The organism is Leifsonia xyli subsp. xyli str. CTCB07 (assembly GCF_000007665.1).
Lineage (GTDB): Bacteria > Actinomycetota > Actinomycetes > Actinomycetales > Microbacteriaceae > Leifsonia > Leifsonia xyli_C.
This window is the reverse complement of the sequence record NC_006087.1, coordinates 1,115,846-1,134,206: the sequence shown is the minus strand read 5'-3', so window position 1 is coordinate 1,134,206 and position 18,361 is coordinate 1,115,846. Positions and strand designations below refer to the sequence as shown.

Here is an 18,361-nt window from a genome sequence, read left to right as displayed (position 1 = left end):
GTCACCCCTCACTTTCGTTGCTGTCGACCGGGCCGGCCTGGCCCGGGAGGATTGCTTGAATGGCCGCGGTCAGAGAGCCGCGGCTCGCCGGGTCCACGACCCGCAAGTAACTGTCGGCGACCGCCCCGCCGGAGGTCGTCCAGCCCACCCGGAGCAGTCCGTCGCGCTCGACCGCCCGGTCGATCGTGACCGTCGCCTGGCCGGTGCCGGTGAAGGCGGAGGCCGGGATGAACACCGTCGTCTCCCCCGCGACGACCAGCCGGATCCCGTCGGGCGAGACCTCGACCGTGCCTTTCCCCGGTACGCCAGGCCGGGCAGCGCGAGCCGCTCCAGGTGCTCCCCGCCCGCGTCGTGGCGACGTAGAGCACCTCGGCCGCCGCGGTCGGGGCCGCCGGGACCTCGGGCGCCGGGTAGCCCCCGCCCGCCGGGGCATCGCGGCGCACCCGGCGCCGCCAGACCGCGACCGCCAGGGCGAGCGCGATGACGACGACGGCCAGGATACCGAGCGTCGGCAGGACCTTATCCACGCGCGCCCCCCACCGACTCCAGCACTGCGCCGTCCAGCACGGTGGCGTAGCCGCGGTGGAACGTCGCGACCACGCGGCCCGACAGCGTCATCGACAGGTACGGCGAGTTGACGCCCTTCCCCGCGAGCTCTCCGGTCGAGAACTCCCGCGCGGCGGCCGGGTCGTAGAGAAACAGCTCCGCCGGAGCGCCCGCCTCGACGGGCGTGCCATGCCCGGCCAGCCGGCCGATGCGCGCCGGCGTCGCCGAGAGCACTCGGGCGATGTCGGCCCAGCCGAGCATCCCGGTGTCGACCACCGACGACTGCACGACCGAGAGCGCGGACTCCAGCCCGACCATCCCGAACGCCGCGGCGTCCCACTCGCAGTCCTTCGCCTCGACGGGGTGTGGCGCGTGGTCGGTCGCGACGATGTCGATCGTGCCGTCTGCGAGGCCCGCTCGCAGCGCCTCGACATCCTCCGAGCGCCGCAGCGGCGGGTTGACTTTGTAGCGGGCGTCGTACCCGCTCACGAGTTCCTCGGTCAGCAGGAGATGGTGGGGAGTGACCTCGGCGGTCACGTCGATCCCGCGCGCCTTCGCCCAGCGGATGACGTCCACCGAACCCGCGGTCGAGACGTGGCAGACGTGCAGCCGCGAGCCGACGTGCTCGGCGAGCAGCACATCCCGCGCGATGATCGACTCCTCGGCCACCGCCGGCCAGCCCGCGAGCCCCAGCTCGCCCGAGAGCGCGCCCTCGTTCATCTGGGCCCCGGCCGTGATCCGCGGCTCCTGCGCGTGCTGCGCGATCACCCCGTCGAACGCCTTCACGTACTCCAGCGCGCGGCGCATCAGCAGCGGGTCGGAGACGCATTTGCCGTCGTCGGAGAACACTCGCACCCGGGCGCGGGAGTCGGCCATCGCGCCGAGCTCCGCCAGCCGTTCGCCTTCCAGCCCAACCGTCACCGCGCCGATCGGGCGGACAGTCGCGTACCCGGCCGCCTCCCCCAGGCTCAGCACCTGCTCGACCACCCCGGCCGTGTCGGCCACCGGCGAGGTGTTCGCCATCGCGAACACCTCCGTGAACCCGCCCGCCGCAGCCGCCCGCGTGCCCGTGAGCACGGTCTCGCTCTGCTCGTAGCCCGGCTCGCGGAGGTGCGTGTGCAGGTCCACGAGCCCCGGCAATGCCAGCAGCCCGTCCGCGTCCACCACCGTCGCACCCGCCGCGGAGAGGCGCACACCGGTCTCCTGGATGCGGCCCCCGGCGAGGAGCAGGTCGGTGCGGGAGCCGTCGGCCAGCATCGCGCCCGTGATTACAAATGTTTCGTCGCTCATCTTCTCGCTCGCCTCGTTCACGCTTCTCGGTCGCCGGACAGCAGGAGGTAGAGGGCGGCCATCCGCACGGAAACGCCGCTCGCGACCTGTTCCCTCACCGTCGAGCGCGGCGAGTCGGCGGCAGCCGCCGAGATCTCCAGCCCGCGGTTCATCGGCCCCGGGTGCATCACAATGCTATCCGCCCGGAGCCGGGCCAGCCGTTCGTCGTCGAGCCCCCAGCGCCGCGAGTACTCGCGCGTGGTCGGGAAGAACGCCGCGTTCATCCGCTCCCCCTGGATGCGCAGCATCATCACGACGTCCGGGTCGGCCGCCAGCGCCGCATCCAGGTCGTACCCGATCGCCGCCGGCCAGCCCGACACCTCCACCGGCAGCAGCGTCGGCGGGGCGACCAGCGTCACCGCCGCGCCGAGCGTCCGCAGCAGCCACACATTCGAGCGCGCCACCCGGGAGTGCAGGATGTCGCCCACGATCGTCACCGCCACCCCGTCGAGGTCGCGCCCCCGCGACCCGCGCCCGTGCAGCCGCCGCCGCATCGTGAACGCGTCGAGCAGCGCCTGCGTCGGGTGCTCGTGCGTGCCGTCGCCCGCGTTGACGATGCGCGCGTCGATCCAGCCGCTCGCCGCGAGCGTCTGCGGCGCGCCGGACGAGTGGTGCCGGACGACGACGGCGTCGGCCCCCATCGCCGCGAGCGTCTGGGCGGTGTCCTTCAGGCTCTCGCCCTTCGAGACGCTGGAGCCCTTGGCGGAGAAGGTGATCACATCGGCCGAGAGCCGCTTCGCCGCCGCCTCGAACGAGATGCGCGTGCGCGTCGAATCCTCGAAGAACAGGTTCACGACAGTCTTGCCGCGCAGCGCCGGAAGCTTCTTGACCTCACGCCCCTGCACGTCCGCCATGTCCTCCGCCACATCCAGCAGCCGGATCGCATCCTCCCGCGCCAGCGTCTTGGTCGACAGCAGATGCCTCATGCGCCACCCTCCTCGATTGTCACAGCGTCCTGGCCGTCCACCTCCGCGAACCGCACGAAGATCCGCTCCGACGCGGCGGAGGGCAGGTTCTTCCCCACGAAGTCCGCCCGGATCGGCAGCTCCCGATGCCCCCGATCCACCAGCACCGCCAACCGGACCGCCCGCGGCCGCCCCAGATCGCTCAGCGCATCCAACGCCGCCCGGATGGTGCGCCCGGAGAAGAGCACATCGTCCACCAACACCACGGTCTTGCCGTCGATCGGCCCCGGCAGCGAGGTCGGCTGCGGGGCCCGCGTGGGGTTCCGCGCCAGATCGTCGCGATACATGGTCACATCGAGCGCCCCCACGATGTCAGCGGACGCCCCGACCGCCTCCTGCTCGATCCGCTGGATGCTCTCGGCGATCCTCCGGGCGAGCACGACGCCGCGCGTCGGGATACCCAGGATCGCCAGACCGTCGATGCCCCGGTTGGACTCCAGAATCTCGTGCGAGATCCGAGTCAACGCCCGGGAGATGTCAGCCTGCTGCAACACGACACGTGTCACCACGCCGACCTCCTTCCCCGCCTCACAGGACGGCTCGTTAAAGGATGTCTACCGAGGAGCGAGCTTAGCAGGTGGGTGGGTGGACGCCGGAGCACACCCCGCCGGCAGTTCTCGCGACAAGACAACCCGATCTGGCGCAGACGCGAGGCGACATCGAGCCCGTCGCAGGACACGTCCCAGACCACGATCGCCAGGTGCAGTTCCTGACGGGTCGCCCATCGGCGCTGGTTGAGGACGGTGGACGCGATCACGGTGGGCCACGATCTTGCCCTCACTTCTCGCATGTCTACCATCTGACGCAGCGCGTGCCGACGAGCGCAGCGCCCGCAATGCCATCCAGCAGGGCGGGCGTTCGTGTTCGGGCAGTCTGCTAAACGATTACGGATTTGCTTCCAACCGAGTTCCGGAGGCCTACCCGAACCTCTCTTTGGCTCGACGAACCTTGATCTTCTTCAATTCCGTTCGGGTAGCCGGCCACCGTTCGGCTTCGAAGCACTGCTCAATGTCCTCTATACGACGTTCGACGAACTCAGCATACGAAGCATCGAGAACAGATGAGGTTTCGGGTCGTCCCGTAAAGAGCCGGCGGACTAGGTCAATCGAGTACCACTCATCAGATCGTCCATCGCCCACCGCAGGGCTCAAGTCGAGGAAGAGTTGTCCCCGATCGCGCGTGAATCGCATTCGGATTGTGCTGGACTCCACAAAGAGAACAGCATCGCCGCTGTTGATCGTCGTCACTTGGGAACTCGTAATGTGAAACCGAGCTCCGTGCCACAGGAAGGCCATGTGTGCCACGACGAAGGTAAGTATCAGGTCCACAGCATCACTCCATCGGCCGAAGCGCCCATTGATTGACCCACTGGTAGTCGTTGCTTTGCAGGTGCTGAACCTCGCGCTCCAAATACGAGCCAGGTCGAATATCCTGCTTGGGCAGCGAGAGAATCATTTTATCGCCCGCCGCGATCCGACCGTCGAGAAAGGACTGATTGAGCGTCCACGGGTCATCAACGCGAGCGACGTCAGACGAAATGAGATCAGCCGTCAGATCCCGCCGATGGAACACTTCGCGACACGACTCGATCGAGAAGTCCCGTCACACCTGTTGCGTCGGTCAGCTCTCCAACCTCAACGATCGGGTCGCTCGCATTCGAAACCGGTGCCGAATTGACTTCGTACTCGCCGGAGTCCCAGATGGTCAATGCAACAAGTTGATTCGATGACACGATCTCTAGGACAACGCTCTCCTTGTTACGGCCCGAAGTGGGTCCGGAAAGGACAACCTCAACCCCAGTCGAAGCCAGTATTTCATAAGCTAGAAGATGCCACTCCACCACTGCCTCAAGAATGCGATTCTCGCTTTCGGACATCACCACACCTCACCTGTCAGATTGCGGAACGGAACATCACCAGGCTCAGCTCGCCCTGGCAATCTTGCCTGAATGCATTCCGGGCCGTAGATAATAGAAGTGCCTTGGCTATGCGGCTTAAGGGTCTCAGACGGCACCTCGTACTCAAAGTATGTGTCCCCACGCGGCGCCGCCCTATACGCATCGGACGGCGGCGGGTTGGCGACTCGGTGCGTGCCTGCATCATTCCCGCATGCTCGTCCTCACTCATCCATCTACCAACTCGGGTCCAAGCATCCGCACCGTCTCCTGTGTTCCCCGACACAGCGCGCGGTGTCGGCACCTCCTCCCTCACCGGTTCCGGCCGAGATCGCTGCAGAGGTCCCCGCCACCCGAAGAACCCCACTGACCGTGAGCGGCTCCCCACTCACCGAATAATCAGCCACCCCCTCAACAGCACCCTCGACCGCGTTCCCCAGCAGGTGCCCACCCAGCTTGCCCACGATCGCACCACCCGGGACCATCCCGAACGCCGCCCCCATCGCCACCGGACCCCAGTTCACCTCACCCGTGGTCGCCTTCTGGATGATCGTGTCCGCCCCCGCACCGATCAGCATCAACCCCACCGGCCCACCCACACCCGTCGCCATCAGGATGCCACCGGCCACCACCATCGCCCCACCCGCGACGTACTCCCAGTTGTCCTTCAACCAGTTCCCGGCAGCCCCCGCCGCCCGAGCCAACGGACCCTGCAGACTGTCCGCGTACCCCTTCAACTCCGCATCCGTGATCGGAGCCAACCCCAACGGATCCACCGCATGCACCGCATCGTTCCCCGCGAACGAATACGGATTCCCCGACCACCCGGCCCCGACCGGCGGCGCCAACGGATCCACCGAAAGGAACCCACGGGTAACCGGGTCATAGGCGCGAGCGCCCATCCACTCCAGACCCGCGACCGTGACACTGCCGTCCACAAGGATGGACAGACCACTCGACACCCCCGCCGCATCGGACACCCGAGCTAGCGCCTCCCACGGGTCGTCGGCCGCTGTCGAGCGGGCCGGGCGCCACGTCTGCGCATTCCAGGTCGAGCCGGTACCGGTCATGCCGCCGGGGGCGTTGACGACGGGCTGGTCGTCCACGCCGAGGAGGTCGGGGATGCCCGCGGCCGTATCCCAGGCCAACGCGACCCCGTCCACCTCGGCCAACTCGCCCAACGCGTCCACCCACAGCGCCGTCCGAGTCTCCCCCTCCACGGCATGACGGGTCACCGAGGACAGCCGCCCGGTCGCACCCCACTCGTACACAGTGCGCTCGCCGCCCACGGTCGCCGACACCCGCCGGCCGGAACCGTTATAGGTGTAGACCGCACGATCGACGCCGTCGACGGTCTCCAGGAGCTGCCCGGCCGCGTCGTAGCGGTGGCGACGGTGTGCTCCGTCCCGCACCTCGTCGACGAGGCGTCCCGCCGGGTCGTACGCCCAGGCGGACGCGCTGACGGCGCCGTCCGTGGCGGTGGTGGAGGCGGACACCAGCTGACACGCGTCGTCGTACGCGTAGGCAGTGCGACCTTCGGGACGGGCGATGCCGCGCACGCGGCCCTCGTCGTCCCGGTCGATCGCGGTGTCGGTCACCCCGTCGGCGTCGACGCGGCTGTGGCGGACGGGGAACCCGTCACGGTACTCCCACGACTGCACGAGATCGCCGGTGTTCGCGCCGGTGAGGCGGCCGTCGGCGTCATAGTCGTAGCGGATGAGGCCGAACACCGTGTTCTCCACCTCGACCACCCGGCCGCTGCGGTCGCGGCGGTAGGAGGTACACCGAGCCGTCTTCGGTCGCGGTCGCGACCTTGTCCTGCTCGGTGTACGTCCTCGTCGTCACGCCGCCGAGGGGGTCAGTGGTGCGCACGAGCCGGCCGCGCAGGTCGTACTCGAAGCGCGTGACGCCGCCGACGCCGTTCGTGGCCGCGACCAGCTGGCCCGCGCCGTCGTAGGCGAACCGGCGGACGCCGAACCGCGTGTCGCTGCTGAAGGTCAGCCGGCCCACCCGGTCGTAGCCGTACCGAGCCGTCCCGACGTCGGGGATCGTCTCGCGGAGCACACGGCCCGCCGCGTCGTACTGGATGCGGTGGATGTCGCCGCCGGGCAGCGTCCGGGCGACCAGGCGGGAGTCGGCGTCGTACTCCAGGGTGGTGCGACCGCCGCCCGCGTCCACCGCGGCGAAGGGGCGCCCGCACTCGTCGTACTCGTAGCGGGTGATGCGGCCCTCCGGGGTGGTGAGGGCGACGACCCGGCCCGCGGGGTCTCGGTCGGCGCGGGTCAGGCCGCCGCCGGCATCTACGAACTCGACGGGACGGCCGGCCGCGTCGTAGGCGACGAGGGACTCACCGCCGCCGCCGGACTGGATGCGGACCGGGCGGCCGTACTCGTCGGTGGCGACGCTGCGGCTGTCGAAGGAGTAGCGGATGGTCTGCACACCGTCCGCGCGCGACCGGGTGGCCTCGGTGCGCACGCCGGTGGGGTCGGCGGTCGCCGCGAGCCGTCCGGTGACGTCGTACTCGCGCAGCCACGAGCCACCGGCGGGGTCGACGATCTCGCGCAGACGCGACAGCGCGTCGTGGACGAAACGCCACTCGGCGCCGTCCGGCAGGCGCATCGAGTCCACGTTGCCGAACGCGTCGACACTCCGCTCGACCCGCCGGCCGAGCGGATCGACCGTCGCGACGAGGTCGCCGTGCGGGCCGTACTCGTACTCGGTCCGCGCGCCGAGCGGGTCGACCGTCGCCGTGAGCTTCGCGCCGGGACCGTACACGAACCGCCAGGTCGACCCGTACGGGTCCTGGCGCGCCGCGAGCAGACCGGCGTCGTCGTAGGTGTAGACCGTGGTCCGGCCCGAGGGGCTGACCGCCTCGCGCACCCGCCCGGTGTCGTCCCGGATCAGGCGGCTGGTGTCCCCGGCGGCGTTGCGGACGCCGATCAGGTCGCCGTGGTCGTCGTAGTCGAAAGCGACGCTCACCCCGACCGGGTCGGTCGACTCCACCAGCCGGGCGCCGACCCAGCTGAGCAGGGTCCGGGCGCCGGTCGGGTCGACGATGACGGAGGGGTTGCGGTCGACGTCGTCCGCGTAGCCGTACTCCACGACGCCGCCCGCCGCGGTGACGAACGTCGTCACCCGGTCGTGCTCGTCGTAGCCGGTGGTGATATCTGCGCCCTCCGGGGTGACGGTGCGGATGCGGCGTCCGCGGGCGTCGTGCGCATGCACGGTCACCGCGCCGTCCCGCTCAGTGAAGGAGACGAGGTTGCCGTGCCCGTCGTACGCCATCGACTGCCGGTGTCCGTCTGCGTCCACGATGCCGACCACCCGGCCGAAGCGGTCGGCGATCCAGGTGTTGGCGTTCGACCCGTCCTCGTCCGAGACCGAGGTCACCCGGCCCAGCAGATAGGCGAACCGCACCCGACGGCCGTAGGGCGTGAGCTGCTCGACGACACGGCCCTGCTCGTCGTAGATGTTCTCGCACTCGACGACACCCGTCGCCGCCTCGACACGGTCGAGGAGACCGTGCTCGTTCCAGCAGTAGCGACGCGTCCCGACGGCGTCGCGCGCGCCGACCAGCCGGCCGTCGTGGTCGTAGAGGTAGTCGACCCGGCGGCCATCGGAGGCGGCCAGGGCGGAGACCCGCGCGCCCGCGTACTCGATGTCGGCCCAGCACCCGAGCTCGTACTCCAGCCGGGCGATCCTGCCGTCGTCGCCGCGGACGACGGTGACGCATGTCCCCGGTCCACGGCCCGACCCGAGCCAGTCACCGGAGAGGCCGAACGCCGTCCACCCGCCCGTGCTGTCCCGGACGACCAGAACCTCGGTGGCGGTCGCGCGCACCTGCGGGAAACCGCTCGCCGGCTCCGCCGCGAGCCAGCGATTCTCCCCGACCCCGCGCGCCCAGCCGCCGCGGTCGCGGGGGAAAGAGAGCTGGCGTCCGTCGTCGAGGGTGACCGCCGCGCCCTCGTCGTCCAGCTCCAGACGCGTGTCGAGCACCGACGACCAGCCGTAGCCGAAGACGCCGACCCGGGTGTCGAGCGAGTTGTACATCCGGGTGACGGCGAGGGACGCCGCCGCTCCGGAGAAGGAGAGGTCGGTCTCGGGTTCGAGGAAGTTGCCCGTGGCCGTGTTCACCGGGTCGTCGGCGAACCCGTTGGTCGGCGGCGTTCCGAGGGCGGAGAACGGGCCGATCGTGAAGTCGTCACGATACACGTCCACGCCCGCCGCCGCCAGAGCCTCCGCGATGGCCACATCCGAGAGGCTCGCGGCGCCGGCGCCGCCGACTGCCTCGAACGCGGCGGCGACCCGCCCGGCCCACTCGGCTTCGTGCCCGTTGGCCGTCAGCCACTCCCGGCACGCACCGATCAGCGATGAGGCGTTGAGCGCCCCCCACGCACCGTTGCACCCCGAATCGTACGAACTGAGCGCGACGGCGAGGAGCCCGACCGACAGCTGGAGCTGCGCGTCGAGCGCGGCGCTGCCGACTTGGAACGATCGCAGATCCGCCGGCACCGCGGACAACGTGCCGCTATGACCACCCGGGGCAGGGATGTCCCGGCCACGCACCGAGACCTCGTGGGCCTGCAACTGCGGCTCGGGCTTCGGCTTCGGCTTCGGCTCGTCCTCGACGCCGAACCATGTGCCGATCTCGTAGCCGACCCCGGCGACCCAGTTCTCCTCGCGCTCGCGCTGCCGCTTCTCCCAGGCCCGCGCCTGACTCCGCCGATCGTCCTCCTCGCGGGCGGCCTGCGCCAACTGGTTCGCAAAGTCGGCGACCGTCCGCAGAGCCTCCGCCAGGGCGGTCGCGCTCTGGGCACCGACGCTCGCGTTGCGCCCGAACACCTCCGCAAAGTAGCCGCGGAACTCCCTGCGCGCGCGACTCACGTGGCCCGCGCGGGTCGCCCGCTGATCGTCGAGCGCCCGCGCTGCGTTCCGCGCCGCGCTCACCAGAGCGTCCACCTCGGAATAGCTGTACCCCGTCGGCTCGTTTCCACCGATCTTCGCCATCGACTCCACCGGAATATGTCATCTCATGTGCGAAATGCACACGAGCAAGACACTAGAAGATGAGGGTGCGACGGAGAAAAAGCGGACCGCTGCGTCAGTTCCCCAGGAACCTCTCGAACTCCCCCGCGTCCTGGACGGACCCCGGATACTGCTTCGCATTCACAAGCACGGTCGGGGTGCCCTGGATAGTGTCGAGAGCCCTCTCACCGTCGACCTCGATAGGGCCGGTCTGCGAGTGGGTGGTGTTCGCCTGCGCCCATGCCTGGTAGGGCCCACTGCGGTCGACGCAGCCGGAGATATCGGCGATGCCGAGGTCGGTGGCACGTTTGGCGAGCTCCTCGTTCGTGAGCCCGCTCGAGTTCTCGGCGGGCTGGTCGGTGAAGAGCGCCTGGTAGTAGTCGAGCACCTTGTGGGGGTCGTGGACGCCGACGCAGGTCAGCGCGGCCGCGGCCCGGGTGGAGTAGCCCGTGCCGTTAGAGAGCCGGTCCAGGAAGGTAAGCGGGTGCAGCCGGAGCGTGATCGAACCGTCTTTGACCGCGTTCGCGAGTGTCTCGCCGTTCGACTTCTCGAACACGCCGCACACCGGGCACATCGCGTCGAACCACACATCGACTTTCTTCGCGCCCGACCCGGCGCTGATGAAGCGTCCATCGAAGTTCACGGCCCCATCTGTGCCCGTCGGCGGTTTGGCCGTCGCGACCGGAACGTTCGCGCTGCCGCCGAGCAGCGAGCACGCCGCAGCAGCGGCGGTCAGAGCGGCCGCGAGCGCGGCAGCGATCAGGATGCGCAGTGTCCGCTTCATCGGTCCACCTCTCCGTCCCGGGGTTTGTTCTGTGCGATTTTCGCCAGCAGGCCGTTCACGAATCCCGCCGAGTCGTCGGTGGACAGCACGGTGGCGGCCTCGACGGCCTCCGAGATGGCGACGCCGTCCGGCACCTGGTCGTTGAACAGCAGCTCCCACACGCCGATGCGCAGGATGGCGCGGTCGACGGCGGGCATGCGCGCGAGCGTCCACCCCTGCGCGTAGGTCTCGATCTGCTCGTCGATCTCCTCCTGATTGTCGATCACACCGTCCACGATCTCGCGAGCGTAGAGCCACGAGGCCTCACGCGCCGGCTCGTTCGCCGCTCGCTCCGCTTCGACGGCCAGGGCGTGCGCCAGCGAGATCTGGCGCACATCGGCACTGAACAGAAGGTCGAGGGCGCGCTTGCGCGCCTTGGTGCGAGCGCTCACTAGTCGTTGACGCGGCCGAGGTAGTCACCGGTGCGGGTGTCCACCCTGACCTTGGTGCCGGTCTCCAGGAACAGCGGCACCTGGATCTGGTAACCGGTCTGCACTGTCGCCGGCTTGGTGCCGCCCGTGGAGCGGTCGCCCTGCAGACCAGGCTCGGTGTAGGTGATCTCCAGAACGACCGAAGCGGGAAGCTCGACGTACAGCGGCGAGCCCTCGTGCAGCGCGACGGTGACGTTCTGGTTCTCGAGCATGAAGTTGGCGGCGTCGCCGACGATCGGGCCCGGGATGGTGATCTGGTCGTAGTCGCTCGTGTCCATGAACACGAAGTCGGCGCCGTCCTGGTAGAGGTACTGGTAGTCGCGGCGGTCGACGTTCGTGATGTCGATCTTCGCGCCCGCGTTGTAGGTGCGGTCCACGGTCTTGCCGGTCGTGACGTTCTTCAGCTTCGTGCGGACAAAAGCGCCACCCTTGCCCGGCTTCACGTGCTGGAACTCGATCACGCTCCAGAGCTGTCCGTCGATATTGATGACGATGCCGTTCTTGATGTCAGCGGTCGAAGCCATGCGCGAATTCCATTCGATATGCGGGAAGATTCGGGTGGATGCGGCGCACCGCGCCGTCCACGGCAGGTGCCGGCGAGCGGCGACCCCAGAAGATTCTAGACGTCAGCGGGCGTTTCGGCGAATGAACGCGAGCGCCAGCCGGTAGGACTCGAAACCGAATCCGGCGATCACACCCGTCGACACAGCGCTGATGACGGAGGTGCGCCGGAACTCCTCGCGGGCGTGCGGATTGGACAGGTGAACCTCGATCACCGTGCCGCCCGCCTTCGTGACGAGCGCGACCGCATCCCGCAGCGCGAGCGAGTAGTGCGTCCACGCCCCGGCGTTCAGGATGACCGGCGCACCCGTATCGGCGGCCTCGTGCAGCCAGCCGAGCAGTTCGCCCTCGGTGTCGGTCTGACGCAGCTCGACCTCAAGCTCCGGCGCATCGTCCTGGAGGAGCGTCCGCAGGTCGTCGAGCGTGCCGGAGCCGTAGACATCGGGCTCGCGCGTGCCGAGGCGGCCGAGGTTCGGACCGTTCAGGACCAGGATGCTGCTCATACCGGTCACCCTACCGGCGTCTCCCCCATCGCGAGCGGACGGACGCGCACGGCCGACCACACCTCGTCCACGGCGAGATTGGCGATCGGCCGCCAGCTGAACGCGCCCGACTCGGCGATGATCGCATCCCGGTTCACGTCGGCGCGCCCGCTCTTCGGGTACACGAACCACACGGCGCGGGAGGCGACGAAGGCGACGGCCACAGCGGCTCGCCCCGGTTCCACCTCCGTCACAGCCTCCGGCAGCGGGGCTGAGGAGCGCGCGGCTCTCCGGCGTCCCCCGACGACGCTCAGCGCATCGCCCGGCCTGACGAGCAGCTTCTGCGCGACGGCCTTGGCGGTCGTCAGGATGCGATCTCCTGGTAGGCGGCGAACAGCAGACTCTGATCCGGGCCGGCGAGCACCGTCGGCCGCGCCACATCGTCGAGCACGATGAAGCGCAACAGGCTCCCGCGCGCCTTCTTGTCGCGCTGCATGGCGGCGAGCAGCGTCTGCCAGCGGCCAAGGGGGTAGCTCGTCGGCAGCGTGAGGGACGCCAGGATGCGGCGATGCCGCTCCACGGCGTCGTCGCTCAACCGCCCGCTGAGGCGACCGAGTTCGGCCGCGAACACCATGCCGACCGCGATCGCGGCGCCGTGCCGCCACTGGTAGCGCTCGGCGTGCTCGATCGCGTGCCCGAGGGTGTGCCCGTAGTTGAGGATTTCGCGCAGGCCCTGCTCGGTGAAGTCCTCACCGACCACGCGCGCTTTGATGCCGATCGACAGTTCGACCACTCGCCGGAACTCCGCAGACTCCGGATCGGTGGCCGCGTCCACATCCCGCTCGATGATGTCGAGAATCTCCGGCTCGGCGATGAAGCCATACTTGACGACCTCAGCAAAGCCCGCGAGCAGTTCGTTCCGCCCGAGGGAGATCAGCATGTCCAGATCGCAGACGACGGCGGCCGGCGCATAGAACGCCCCGACAAGATTCTTGCCTTCCGCCGTGTTGATGCCGGTCTTGCCGCCGACCGCGGCGTCCACCATCCCCAGCAGGGTCGTCGGCGCCTGGACCAGCCTCACACCGCGCAGCCACGTCGCCGCGGCGAAGCCAGCGAGATCGGTGACGGCGCCGCCACCGAGGCCCACCACGGCGTCCGAGCGCGTGAAGTCGGCCTGGCCCATGATGCACCAGAGGAAGGAGGCGACCTCAATGCGCTTCGCCGCCTCCGCGTCGGGCACTTCGGTGAGGAGCACCTCGTACTGCCCGGCGAGCGACTCCCGAAGCTCCGCCGCAGCCGCCCCGAGCGTCGGCGGGTGAACCACGAGCACCTTGCTCACCGCGGAGCCGAGATGCCGCGCGAGATCGAACCGCAGGCCGCGGCCGATCACGACCGGGTACGGGTTCGCTCCGGCGACCAGGATCTCGGTGGTCTCGTCGGTCATCGGCTCTCCTCTTCCGCAACGCCGGTCTGCTCGACCCAGCGGGCGATCTCCTCCACGATGGTCTCCATCGGCCGGCTCGACGTGTCCGCAGTGAAGTCCGCGAGCGCCGCATAGAGGTCCTGCCGCGACGCGACCAGCCGCTTCCAGCTCTCCAGATCGGAGACCAGCGGCCGCTTGCCGTTCTGTATCCGTTTCGCGATCGCCTCCGGCAGCACCGTCAGCAGAACGACACGTTTGCCCTCCAGGTCGGCACGGGTGGCGGGGTCGATAACCGCGCCGCCGCCGAGCGATACCACGCCCGGCCGCCGCACCGCCTCGGCCACTACCGCGCGCTCCACAGCGCGGAAATGCGGCTCGCCGTGCTCCGCGAAGATGTCGGCGATGGAGCCGTGCCGTGCGACGATCACGGCGTCCGAATCGATGAACGACGCTCCGAGCCGCTTCGCGAGCCGCTTGCCGACGCGCGTCTTCCCGGCCGCCGGCGGTCCGATCAGCACGACCGTCGGCGATGGCGTGCTCCCAGAGATCGCCTCGCGCTCAGGCATACGGTGCGCTGACACGCTCGGTCGCCAGGTTCTGCGAGATGGCGTCCAGATAGCCGCGCAGATTGCGCGCCGTCTCGCCGATCGAGTCTCCGCCGAACTTCTCCAGGACCGCGTTCGCGAGCACGAGGGCGACCATCGCCTCCGCGACGACCCCCGCGGCGGGCACGGCGCAGACATCGGAACGCTGGTGGTGCGCGGGCGCGGCCTCGCTGGTGGCGACGTCGATCGTGCGCAGAGCGCGCGGAACCGTCGCGATCGGCTTCATGCCCGCGCGCACGCGCAGCACGCCGCCGGTGCTCATCCCGCCCTCGGTGCCACCGGCCCGACCGCTCTGACGAACGATCGCGCCGTCCTCCGCCACCAGTTCGTCGTGGGCCTCCGAACCGCGGCGGGTCGCCGTCAGGAAACCGTCGCCGACTTCGACGCCCTTGATCGCTTGGATGCCCATGAGAGCCGCTGCGAGCTGGGCATCGAGCCGGCGGTCCCAGTGGACATAAGAACCGAGCCCCGGCGGGAGCCCGTAGGCGAGCACCTCGATCACGCCGCCGAGCGTGTCGCCGTCCTTGTGCGCGGCATCCACCTCCGCGACCATCCGCGCGGAGGTCGCGCGGTCGAAACAGCGCAGCGGGTCGGCGTCGAGCGCGGCGACATCCGCCGGCGTCGGCCAAACCGCGTCCTCGGGGACGCGCACCGGTCCGATGGAAAGCGTGTGGCTCACGAGCGTGATGCCGAGCTCGCCGAGGAAGGAGCGCGCCACCGCGCCGAGGGCCACCCGCGCGGCCGTCTCACGCGCGCTGGCGCGTTCCAAAACCGGACGAGCCTCGTCGAAACCGTACTTCTGCATCCCGGCCAGGTCGGCGTGGCCCGGGCGCGGGCGCGTGAGCGGGGCGCCGCGGGCGCCCGCCAGCTTCTCCGCCGCGATCGGCTCCGGGCTCATAAGATCCACCCACTTGGGCCACTCGGAGTTGCCGATGCGCAGGGCGACCGGGCTGCCGAGGCTCAGCCCGTGCCGGACACCGCCCGAGACCTCGAGCGCATCCTGCTCGAACTTCATCCGCGACCCGCGCCCGTAGCCGAGCTTCCGGCGGGCCAGGTCGGCGCGGATGGCGTCGGGCGAAACGGGGACCCCCGCGGGGAGCCCCTCGAGGACGGCGATGAGTTCCGGGCCGTGGGATTCCCCGGCCGTGAGCCAACGAAGCATGATTCGATTCTGGCACAGCGGCAGAGGCCTCCCCGCCCGCGCTACGCTCCCGCCGCCGCAGCATCCAACGACGTCCCCGCGGCCCCGTCGGGCGGCGTTCCCGGCGTGTGCGCCGCCGCAGCGTCCAACGACGTCCCCGCGGCGTCCACCGCGGCCCCGTCGGGCGGCGTTCCCGGCGTGTGCGCCGCCGCAGCGTCCAACGGCGCCCCCGCGGCGTCCACCGCGGCCCCGTCGGGCGGCGTTCCCGGCGTGTGCGCCGCCGCAGCGTCCAACGGCGCCCCCGCAGCGTCCACCGCCGCAACCGCGAGCATTGCCCGGAGCACAGCCTCTTCGTCGGGCAGCGGCTCCAGCGGGTCACCGGAGACGAACACGCGCACCTGCAGCAGCGCCTGATGAACCAGCATCCCGAGCCCCGACACCACGGTGCCGCCGACGGATTGCCATGCCTTCGCCAGGGTCGTCGGCCACGGCTCGTAGGCCACATCGAGCAGCACGGCTTTGCGCCGCGTCGAGTCTGTGTAGAGCACCGGGATGGACACATCGCCCGGCAAGGTGCTGATCACGAGTTCGGGAACGTCGAGCGAGCGATCGGCCTGCAGGAAGGACCGGATGCGGATGCGCAGCCCCAGCCCGTGAGCCGGCGGCTCGAGCGACAGGCTCTTCTCCAGGTCGCGGACGTGCAAGTCGACCCGCTCTGCCCCGAGTTCAGCGGCCGCCACGAGGGCGGACGCGGCCGTGGCCCCTCCGCCCAGAATGTGAACGTAGCGGACACGTTCAAGCCCCGCCGCCGACAGCGCGCGCACGATGCCGCCGACATCGGTGTTGAACCCGCGGACCTCTTCGCCGTCGAACAGCACCGTGTTCGCAGCACCGGTCTCCGCGGCCACCCTGTCGATATCCGTGAGCAGCGGGATGACGGCCTTCTTAAGCGGCATCGTCAGCGAAAGTCCACGCCACTCCTCTCCGAGACCGTCGAGGTAGGCGGGCAATTCGGCTTCGGCGACCTCTTCGCGGCCATACTCCCAGTCGAGACCCAGCACATCGTAGGCGGCGCGGTGGAGGTCAGGGGATTTGGAGTGGCCGATCGGCGAACCGAGCACCGCCAGGCGCGGACGCTGCAAGACCACCGGCTTCGCGGGCAGAGCCGTCTGCAAGAGAGCGGGCTCAGGTGCCCCGACCGGCTCCGGCGCAGGCTCAGGGGCCCAGACCGACCCCGGCGCAAGCGCCGGCGCAGGCTCAGGCCGCTCCAGAAACAGCTCAGCCTCCGGCGTCTCGGAGGGCGGCTCAGGCGCCGGCCGCTCCAGAAACAGCTCAGCCTCCGGCGTCTCGGAGGGCGGCTCAGGCGCCGGCCGCTCCAGAAACAGCTCAGCCTCCGGCGTCTCGGAGGGCGGCTCAGGCGCCGGCCGCTCCAGAAACAGCTCAGCCTCCGGCGTCTCGGAGGGCGGCTCAGGCGCCGGCCTCTCGCTTTCCTCGACCGTCCTCACGGTATCCTCGGCTTCGTCCTGGGTTTGGGTCTCGAACAGAGCAGCGATCTGCGCTGCCGCGTCGACGCCGGTCGCCTTGCGAGAGGAAGCCTTGCTGGTTCTACTCATACCCGGGATTATCCTTCATCCACTGCTGCCATTTCGCTACGGCGGCGTCATGCTCCGCCGCAGTCGTCGAGAAGATCGTCTCACCGGTCTGCAGGTTCCATGTCACGAAGAACATCCACGGTCCGTCCGCTGGATGCATGACAGCGTTGATCGCGAGATCCCCGGGGTTGGAGATCGGGCCAACCGGCAGTCCAGGGTGGACATAGGTGTTGTAGGGGTTGCCCGCGTCCGCGCGCTCGGCGGCGGTCGTCTCCACGCGATGCGTGTTTCCGTTGCCGTAGGCGACGGTCGCGTCCGATTGGAAGTCCCAGCCCTGCGCGAGCCGGTTGAGGAAGACACGCGCCACCTTCGGATAGTCATCCTTGAGTCCGGCTTCACGCTGCACGATCGAGGCGAGCACGATCGTCTTCCACCGGTCCGCCTGGGCGACCTTCGCAGCGTCCAGCGACTGGAACATGCGGTCCACCATCATCTTGATCGCGTCGTGCGCGCTCGCGCCGGGCGCGAACGTGTAGGTCGCCGGGAACAGGAAGCCCTCAAGCGTCTTGGCCTCCGCCGGCAGCCCGAAGTCGGACGGAGCAGCAGCAGCCTGTTGCAGCTGCGCGAGCGGGATGCCCGTCTTCTCGCTGACCGCCTTCAGGACATCGGCTTCGGCTGTCCCCTCCGGGATGACGACGGACGTGGGCACCCGGGAAGCGGGGTCCTGGAGGGCGATGAGGGCCGCCAGCGCGCTCATCCGTTTGGCGAGCTTGAAGACCCCCGGCTGGAATTGGGGCTCCGGCTTCTGCCGCAGCAACAGGGTGTAGAACGCATCGTTGCTCTTGGTCACGCCGGCCTTGTGCAGATTGGCCGCGATCGTGTCGCCGGTGTCACCCGACTTGATCGTGAACATCACCTGCCCGGCGCCGTTCCCCTTGTAGTCGTCGTCCTTCGGCAGGATCGCGGCGATGACCCGCTCGACCTGCGGCTGGAAGAACACGTACGCTCCAGCGGCCATACCGCCCAGCACCGCGACGATCACGACGAAGACGACGAGGCGACGCGCCCAGCGGCGTCTCCGCTTGGGCTCTTCGCGCGAGAGCGAGTTCTGCTGCCACCAGCCCAGGGGCTGCTCATCCGGGTCCGCCTCCTCGCGCCCGGCCTGCGGCAGCGGGTGGTCCCCGTACTCGTCTTTCTCCGCTGCGAAGTAGTCCGAGCTGTGACGGAGGGGGGCGGGGGCCGGCTCGCGCTGACCGGGCGCGAACCCCTCGGCGTTCCCGCCTCCGGAGGTCGCGACCGGTCCGGTGATGACGGTGTCGAAGTCCAGCCCGGGGAAACTGGCGGATCGTGCGGGCGATTGCGGCCCGGGTGCGCGCGGATTGCGCTGGTCCGTTCCCGAACCCGCGGCCTCGTTGCCGCTCGCAGCCCCGTCCCGCGTCTGCTCCGCCGCACGGGCTTCCCTTGCCTCGCGGCGGGTCAGCGGCTGCCCGGTGACAGCGGGGAAGACAGGCAGGTCGGGTCTCTCCTGCGAGTTCTGTGGCAAA

General features: G+C 69.6%; 18 protein-coding genes. All 18 read right to left on the bottom strand.

Annotated elements, in window-relative coordinates; translation table 11 throughout:
* Position 1 precedes the first annotated feature (1 nt).
* The 18 genes from LXX_RS12645 to mltG all read right to left on the bottom strand — a co-directional run bounded on the left by LXX_RS12645 (position 2) and on the right by mltG (position 18,360).
* On the bottom strand, positions 2 to 235 hold the full coding sequence (locus LXX_RS12645; protein ID WP_050737859.1) for a hypothetical protein: 234 nt from the start codon (positions 233 to 235) through the stop codon (positions 2 to 4).
* A 284-nt stretch (positions 236 to 519) separates the two neighbouring features.
* A complete protein-coding gene (locus LXX_RS05475; RefSeq protein ID WP_011185954.1) occupies positions 520 to 1,836 on the bottom strand; it encodes a dihydroorotase in 1,317 nt (438 codons plus the stop codon).
* Positions 1,837 to 1,853: 17 nt separating this feature from the next.
* The gene (locus LXX_RS05470; RefSeq protein WP_011185953.1) at positions 1,854 to 2,801 is read right to left on the bottom strand and encodes an aspartate carbamoyltransferase catalytic subunit; all 948 of its coding nucleotides are present in this window, start codon (positions 2,799 to 2,801) and stop codon (positions 1,854 to 1,856) included.
* Positions 2,798 to 3,349: a bifunctional pyr operon transcriptional regulator/uracil phosphoribosyltransferase PyrR gene (gene pyrR, locus LXX_RS05465; protein WP_011185952.1), complete on the bottom strand. Its 552-nt coding sequence runs from the start codon at positions 3,347 to 3,349 to the stop codon at positions 2,798 to 2,800. Before pyrR ends, LXX_RS05470 begins: the two co-directional genes overlap by 4 nt.
* 408 nt (positions 3,350 to 3,757) lie before the next feature.
* Positions 3,758 to 4,087 (bottom strand): hypothetical protein, encoded by a 330-nt coding sequence (locus tag LXX_RS05460; protein WP_141692831.1) that lies wholly within the window; start codon positions 4,085 to 4,087, stop codon positions 3,758 to 3,760.
* Positions 4,088 to 4,172: 85 nt separating this feature from the next.
* Positions 4,173 to 4,412, bottom strand: coding sequence for a hypothetical protein (locus tag LXX_RS15505; RefSeq protein ID WP_041767472.1), 240 nt, complete (start codon positions 4,410 to 4,412; stop codon positions 4,173 to 4,175).
* Between the two features lie 558 nt (positions 4,413 to 4,970).
* On the bottom strand, positions 4,971 to 6,476 hold the full coding sequence (locus LXX_RS05450) for an RHS repeat protein (RefSeq protein ID WP_141692829.1): 1,506 nt from the start codon (positions 6,474 to 6,476) through the stop codon (positions 4,971 to 4,973).
* Positions 6,436 to 9,741 (bottom strand): DUF6531 domain-containing protein, encoded by a 3,306-nt coding sequence (locus LXX_RS05445; protein WP_155806790.1) that lies wholly within the window; start codon positions 9,739 to 9,741, stop codon positions 6,436 to 6,438. Before LXX_RS05445 ends, LXX_RS05450 begins: the two co-directional genes overlap by 41 nt.
* 94 nt (positions 9,742 to 9,835) lie before the next feature.
* The gene (locus LXX_RS05440) at positions 9,836 to 10,543 is read right to left on the bottom strand and encodes a DsbA family protein (protein WP_011185951.1); all 708 of its coding nucleotides are present in this window, start codon (positions 10,541 to 10,543) and stop codon (positions 9,836 to 9,838) included.
* Positions 10,540 to 10,974 (bottom strand): transcription antitermination factor NusB, encoded by a 435-nt coding sequence (nusB, locus tag LXX_RS05435; RefSeq protein ID WP_011185950.1) that lies wholly within the window; start codon positions 10,972 to 10,974, stop codon positions 10,540 to 10,542. The genes LXX_RS05440 and nusB overlap by 4 nt, the downstream gene beginning before the upstream one ends.
* Positions 10,974 to 11,537 (bottom strand): elongation factor P, encoded by a 564-nt coding sequence (gene efp, locus LXX_RS05430; protein ID WP_011185949.1) that lies wholly within the window; start codon positions 11,535 to 11,537, stop codon positions 10,974 to 10,976. Before efp ends, nusB begins: the two co-directional genes overlap by 1 nt.
* Before the next feature lie 102 nt (positions 11,538 to 11,639).
* Positions 11,640 to 12,077, bottom strand: coding sequence for a type II 3-dehydroquinate dehydratase (locus LXX_RS05425; RefSeq protein ID WP_041767466.1), 438 nt, complete (start codon positions 12,075 to 12,077; stop codon positions 11,640 to 11,642).
* Positions 12,078 to 12,082: 5 nt separating this feature from the next.
* Positions 12,083 to 12,310, bottom strand: a complete 228-nt coding sequence (locus LXX_RS05420) for a hypothetical protein (RefSeq protein ID WP_011185947.1) — start codon at positions 12,308 to 12,310, stop codon at positions 12,083 to 12,085.
* A 110-nt stretch (positions 12,311 to 12,420) separates the two neighbouring features.
* A complete protein-coding gene (gene aroB, locus LXX_RS05415) occupies positions 12,421 to 13,500 on the bottom strand; it encodes a 3-dehydroquinate synthase (protein ID WP_011185946.1) in 1,080 nt (359 codons plus the stop codon).
* A complete protein-coding gene (locus LXX_RS05410; RefSeq protein WP_050737857.1) occupies positions 13,497 to 14,045 on the bottom strand; it encodes a shikimate kinase in 549 nt (182 codons plus the stop codon). Before LXX_RS05410 ends, aroB begins: the two co-directional genes overlap by 4 nt.
* Entirely contained in the window at positions 14,038 to 15,246 is a 1,209-nt protein-coding gene (gene aroC, locus LXX_RS05405; protein ID WP_011185944.1) for a chorismate synthase, read from the bottom strand. Before aroC ends, LXX_RS05410 begins: the two co-directional genes overlap by 8 nt.
* 41 nt (positions 15,247 to 15,287) lie before the next feature.
* Entirely contained in the window at positions 15,288 to 16,838 is a 1,551-nt protein-coding gene (locus LXX_RS13535; RefSeq protein ID WP_068981839.1) for a shikimate dehydrogenase, read from the bottom strand.
* Positions 16,831 to 18,360 carry an endolytic transglycosylase MltG gene (gene mltG / locus LXX_RS05395; RefSeq protein WP_223227731.1) on the bottom strand — a complete coding sequence of 510 codons (1,530 nt, stop codon included), beginning with the start codon at positions 18,358 to 18,360 and terminating at the stop codon, positions 16,831 to 16,833. The genes LXX_RS13535 and mltG overlap by 8 nt, the downstream gene beginning before the upstream one ends.
* Position 18,361: the final 1 nt, after the last annotated feature.

Coding starts and splice junctions, on each gene's coding strand:
- aroB (WP_011185946.1), bottom strand. CDS start 13,500: ATGACCGACGAGACCACCGAGATCCTGGTCGCCGGAGCGAACCCGTAC.
- LXX_RS05470 (WP_011185953.1), bottom strand. CDS start 2,801: ATGAGGCATCTGCTGTCGACCAAGACGCTGGCGCGGGAGGATGCGATC.
- LXX_RS05410 (WP_050737857.1), bottom strand. CDS start 14,045: ATGCCTGAGCGCGAGGCGATCTCTGGGAGCACGCCATCGCCGACGGTC.
- aroC (WP_011185944.1), bottom strand. CDS start 15,246: ATGCTTCGTTGGCTCACGGCCGGGGAATCCCACGGCCCGGAACTCATC.
- LXX_RS05425 (WP_041767466.1), bottom strand. CDS start 12,077: ATGAGCAGCATCCTGGTCCTGAACGGTCCGAACCTCGGCCGCCTCGGC.
- LXX_RS05440 (WP_011185951.1), bottom strand. CDS start 10,543: ATGAAGCGGACACTGCGCATCCTGATCGCTGCCGCGCTCGCGGCCGCT.
- LXX_RS05475 (WP_011185954.1), bottom strand. CDS start 1,836: ATGAGCGACGAAACATTTGTAATCACGGGCGCGATGCTGGCCGACGGC.
- LXX_RS05445 (WP_155806790.1), bottom strand. CDS start 9,741: ATGGCGAAGATCGGTGGAAACGAGCCGACGGGGTACAGCTATTCCGAG.
- efp (WP_011185949.1), bottom strand. CDS start 11,537: ATGGCTTCGACCGCTGACATCAAGAACGGCATCGTCATCAATATCGAC.
- LXX_RS13535 (WP_068981839.1), bottom strand. CDS start 16,838: ATGAGTAGAACCAGCAAGGCTTCCTCTCGCAAGGCGACCGGCGTCGAC.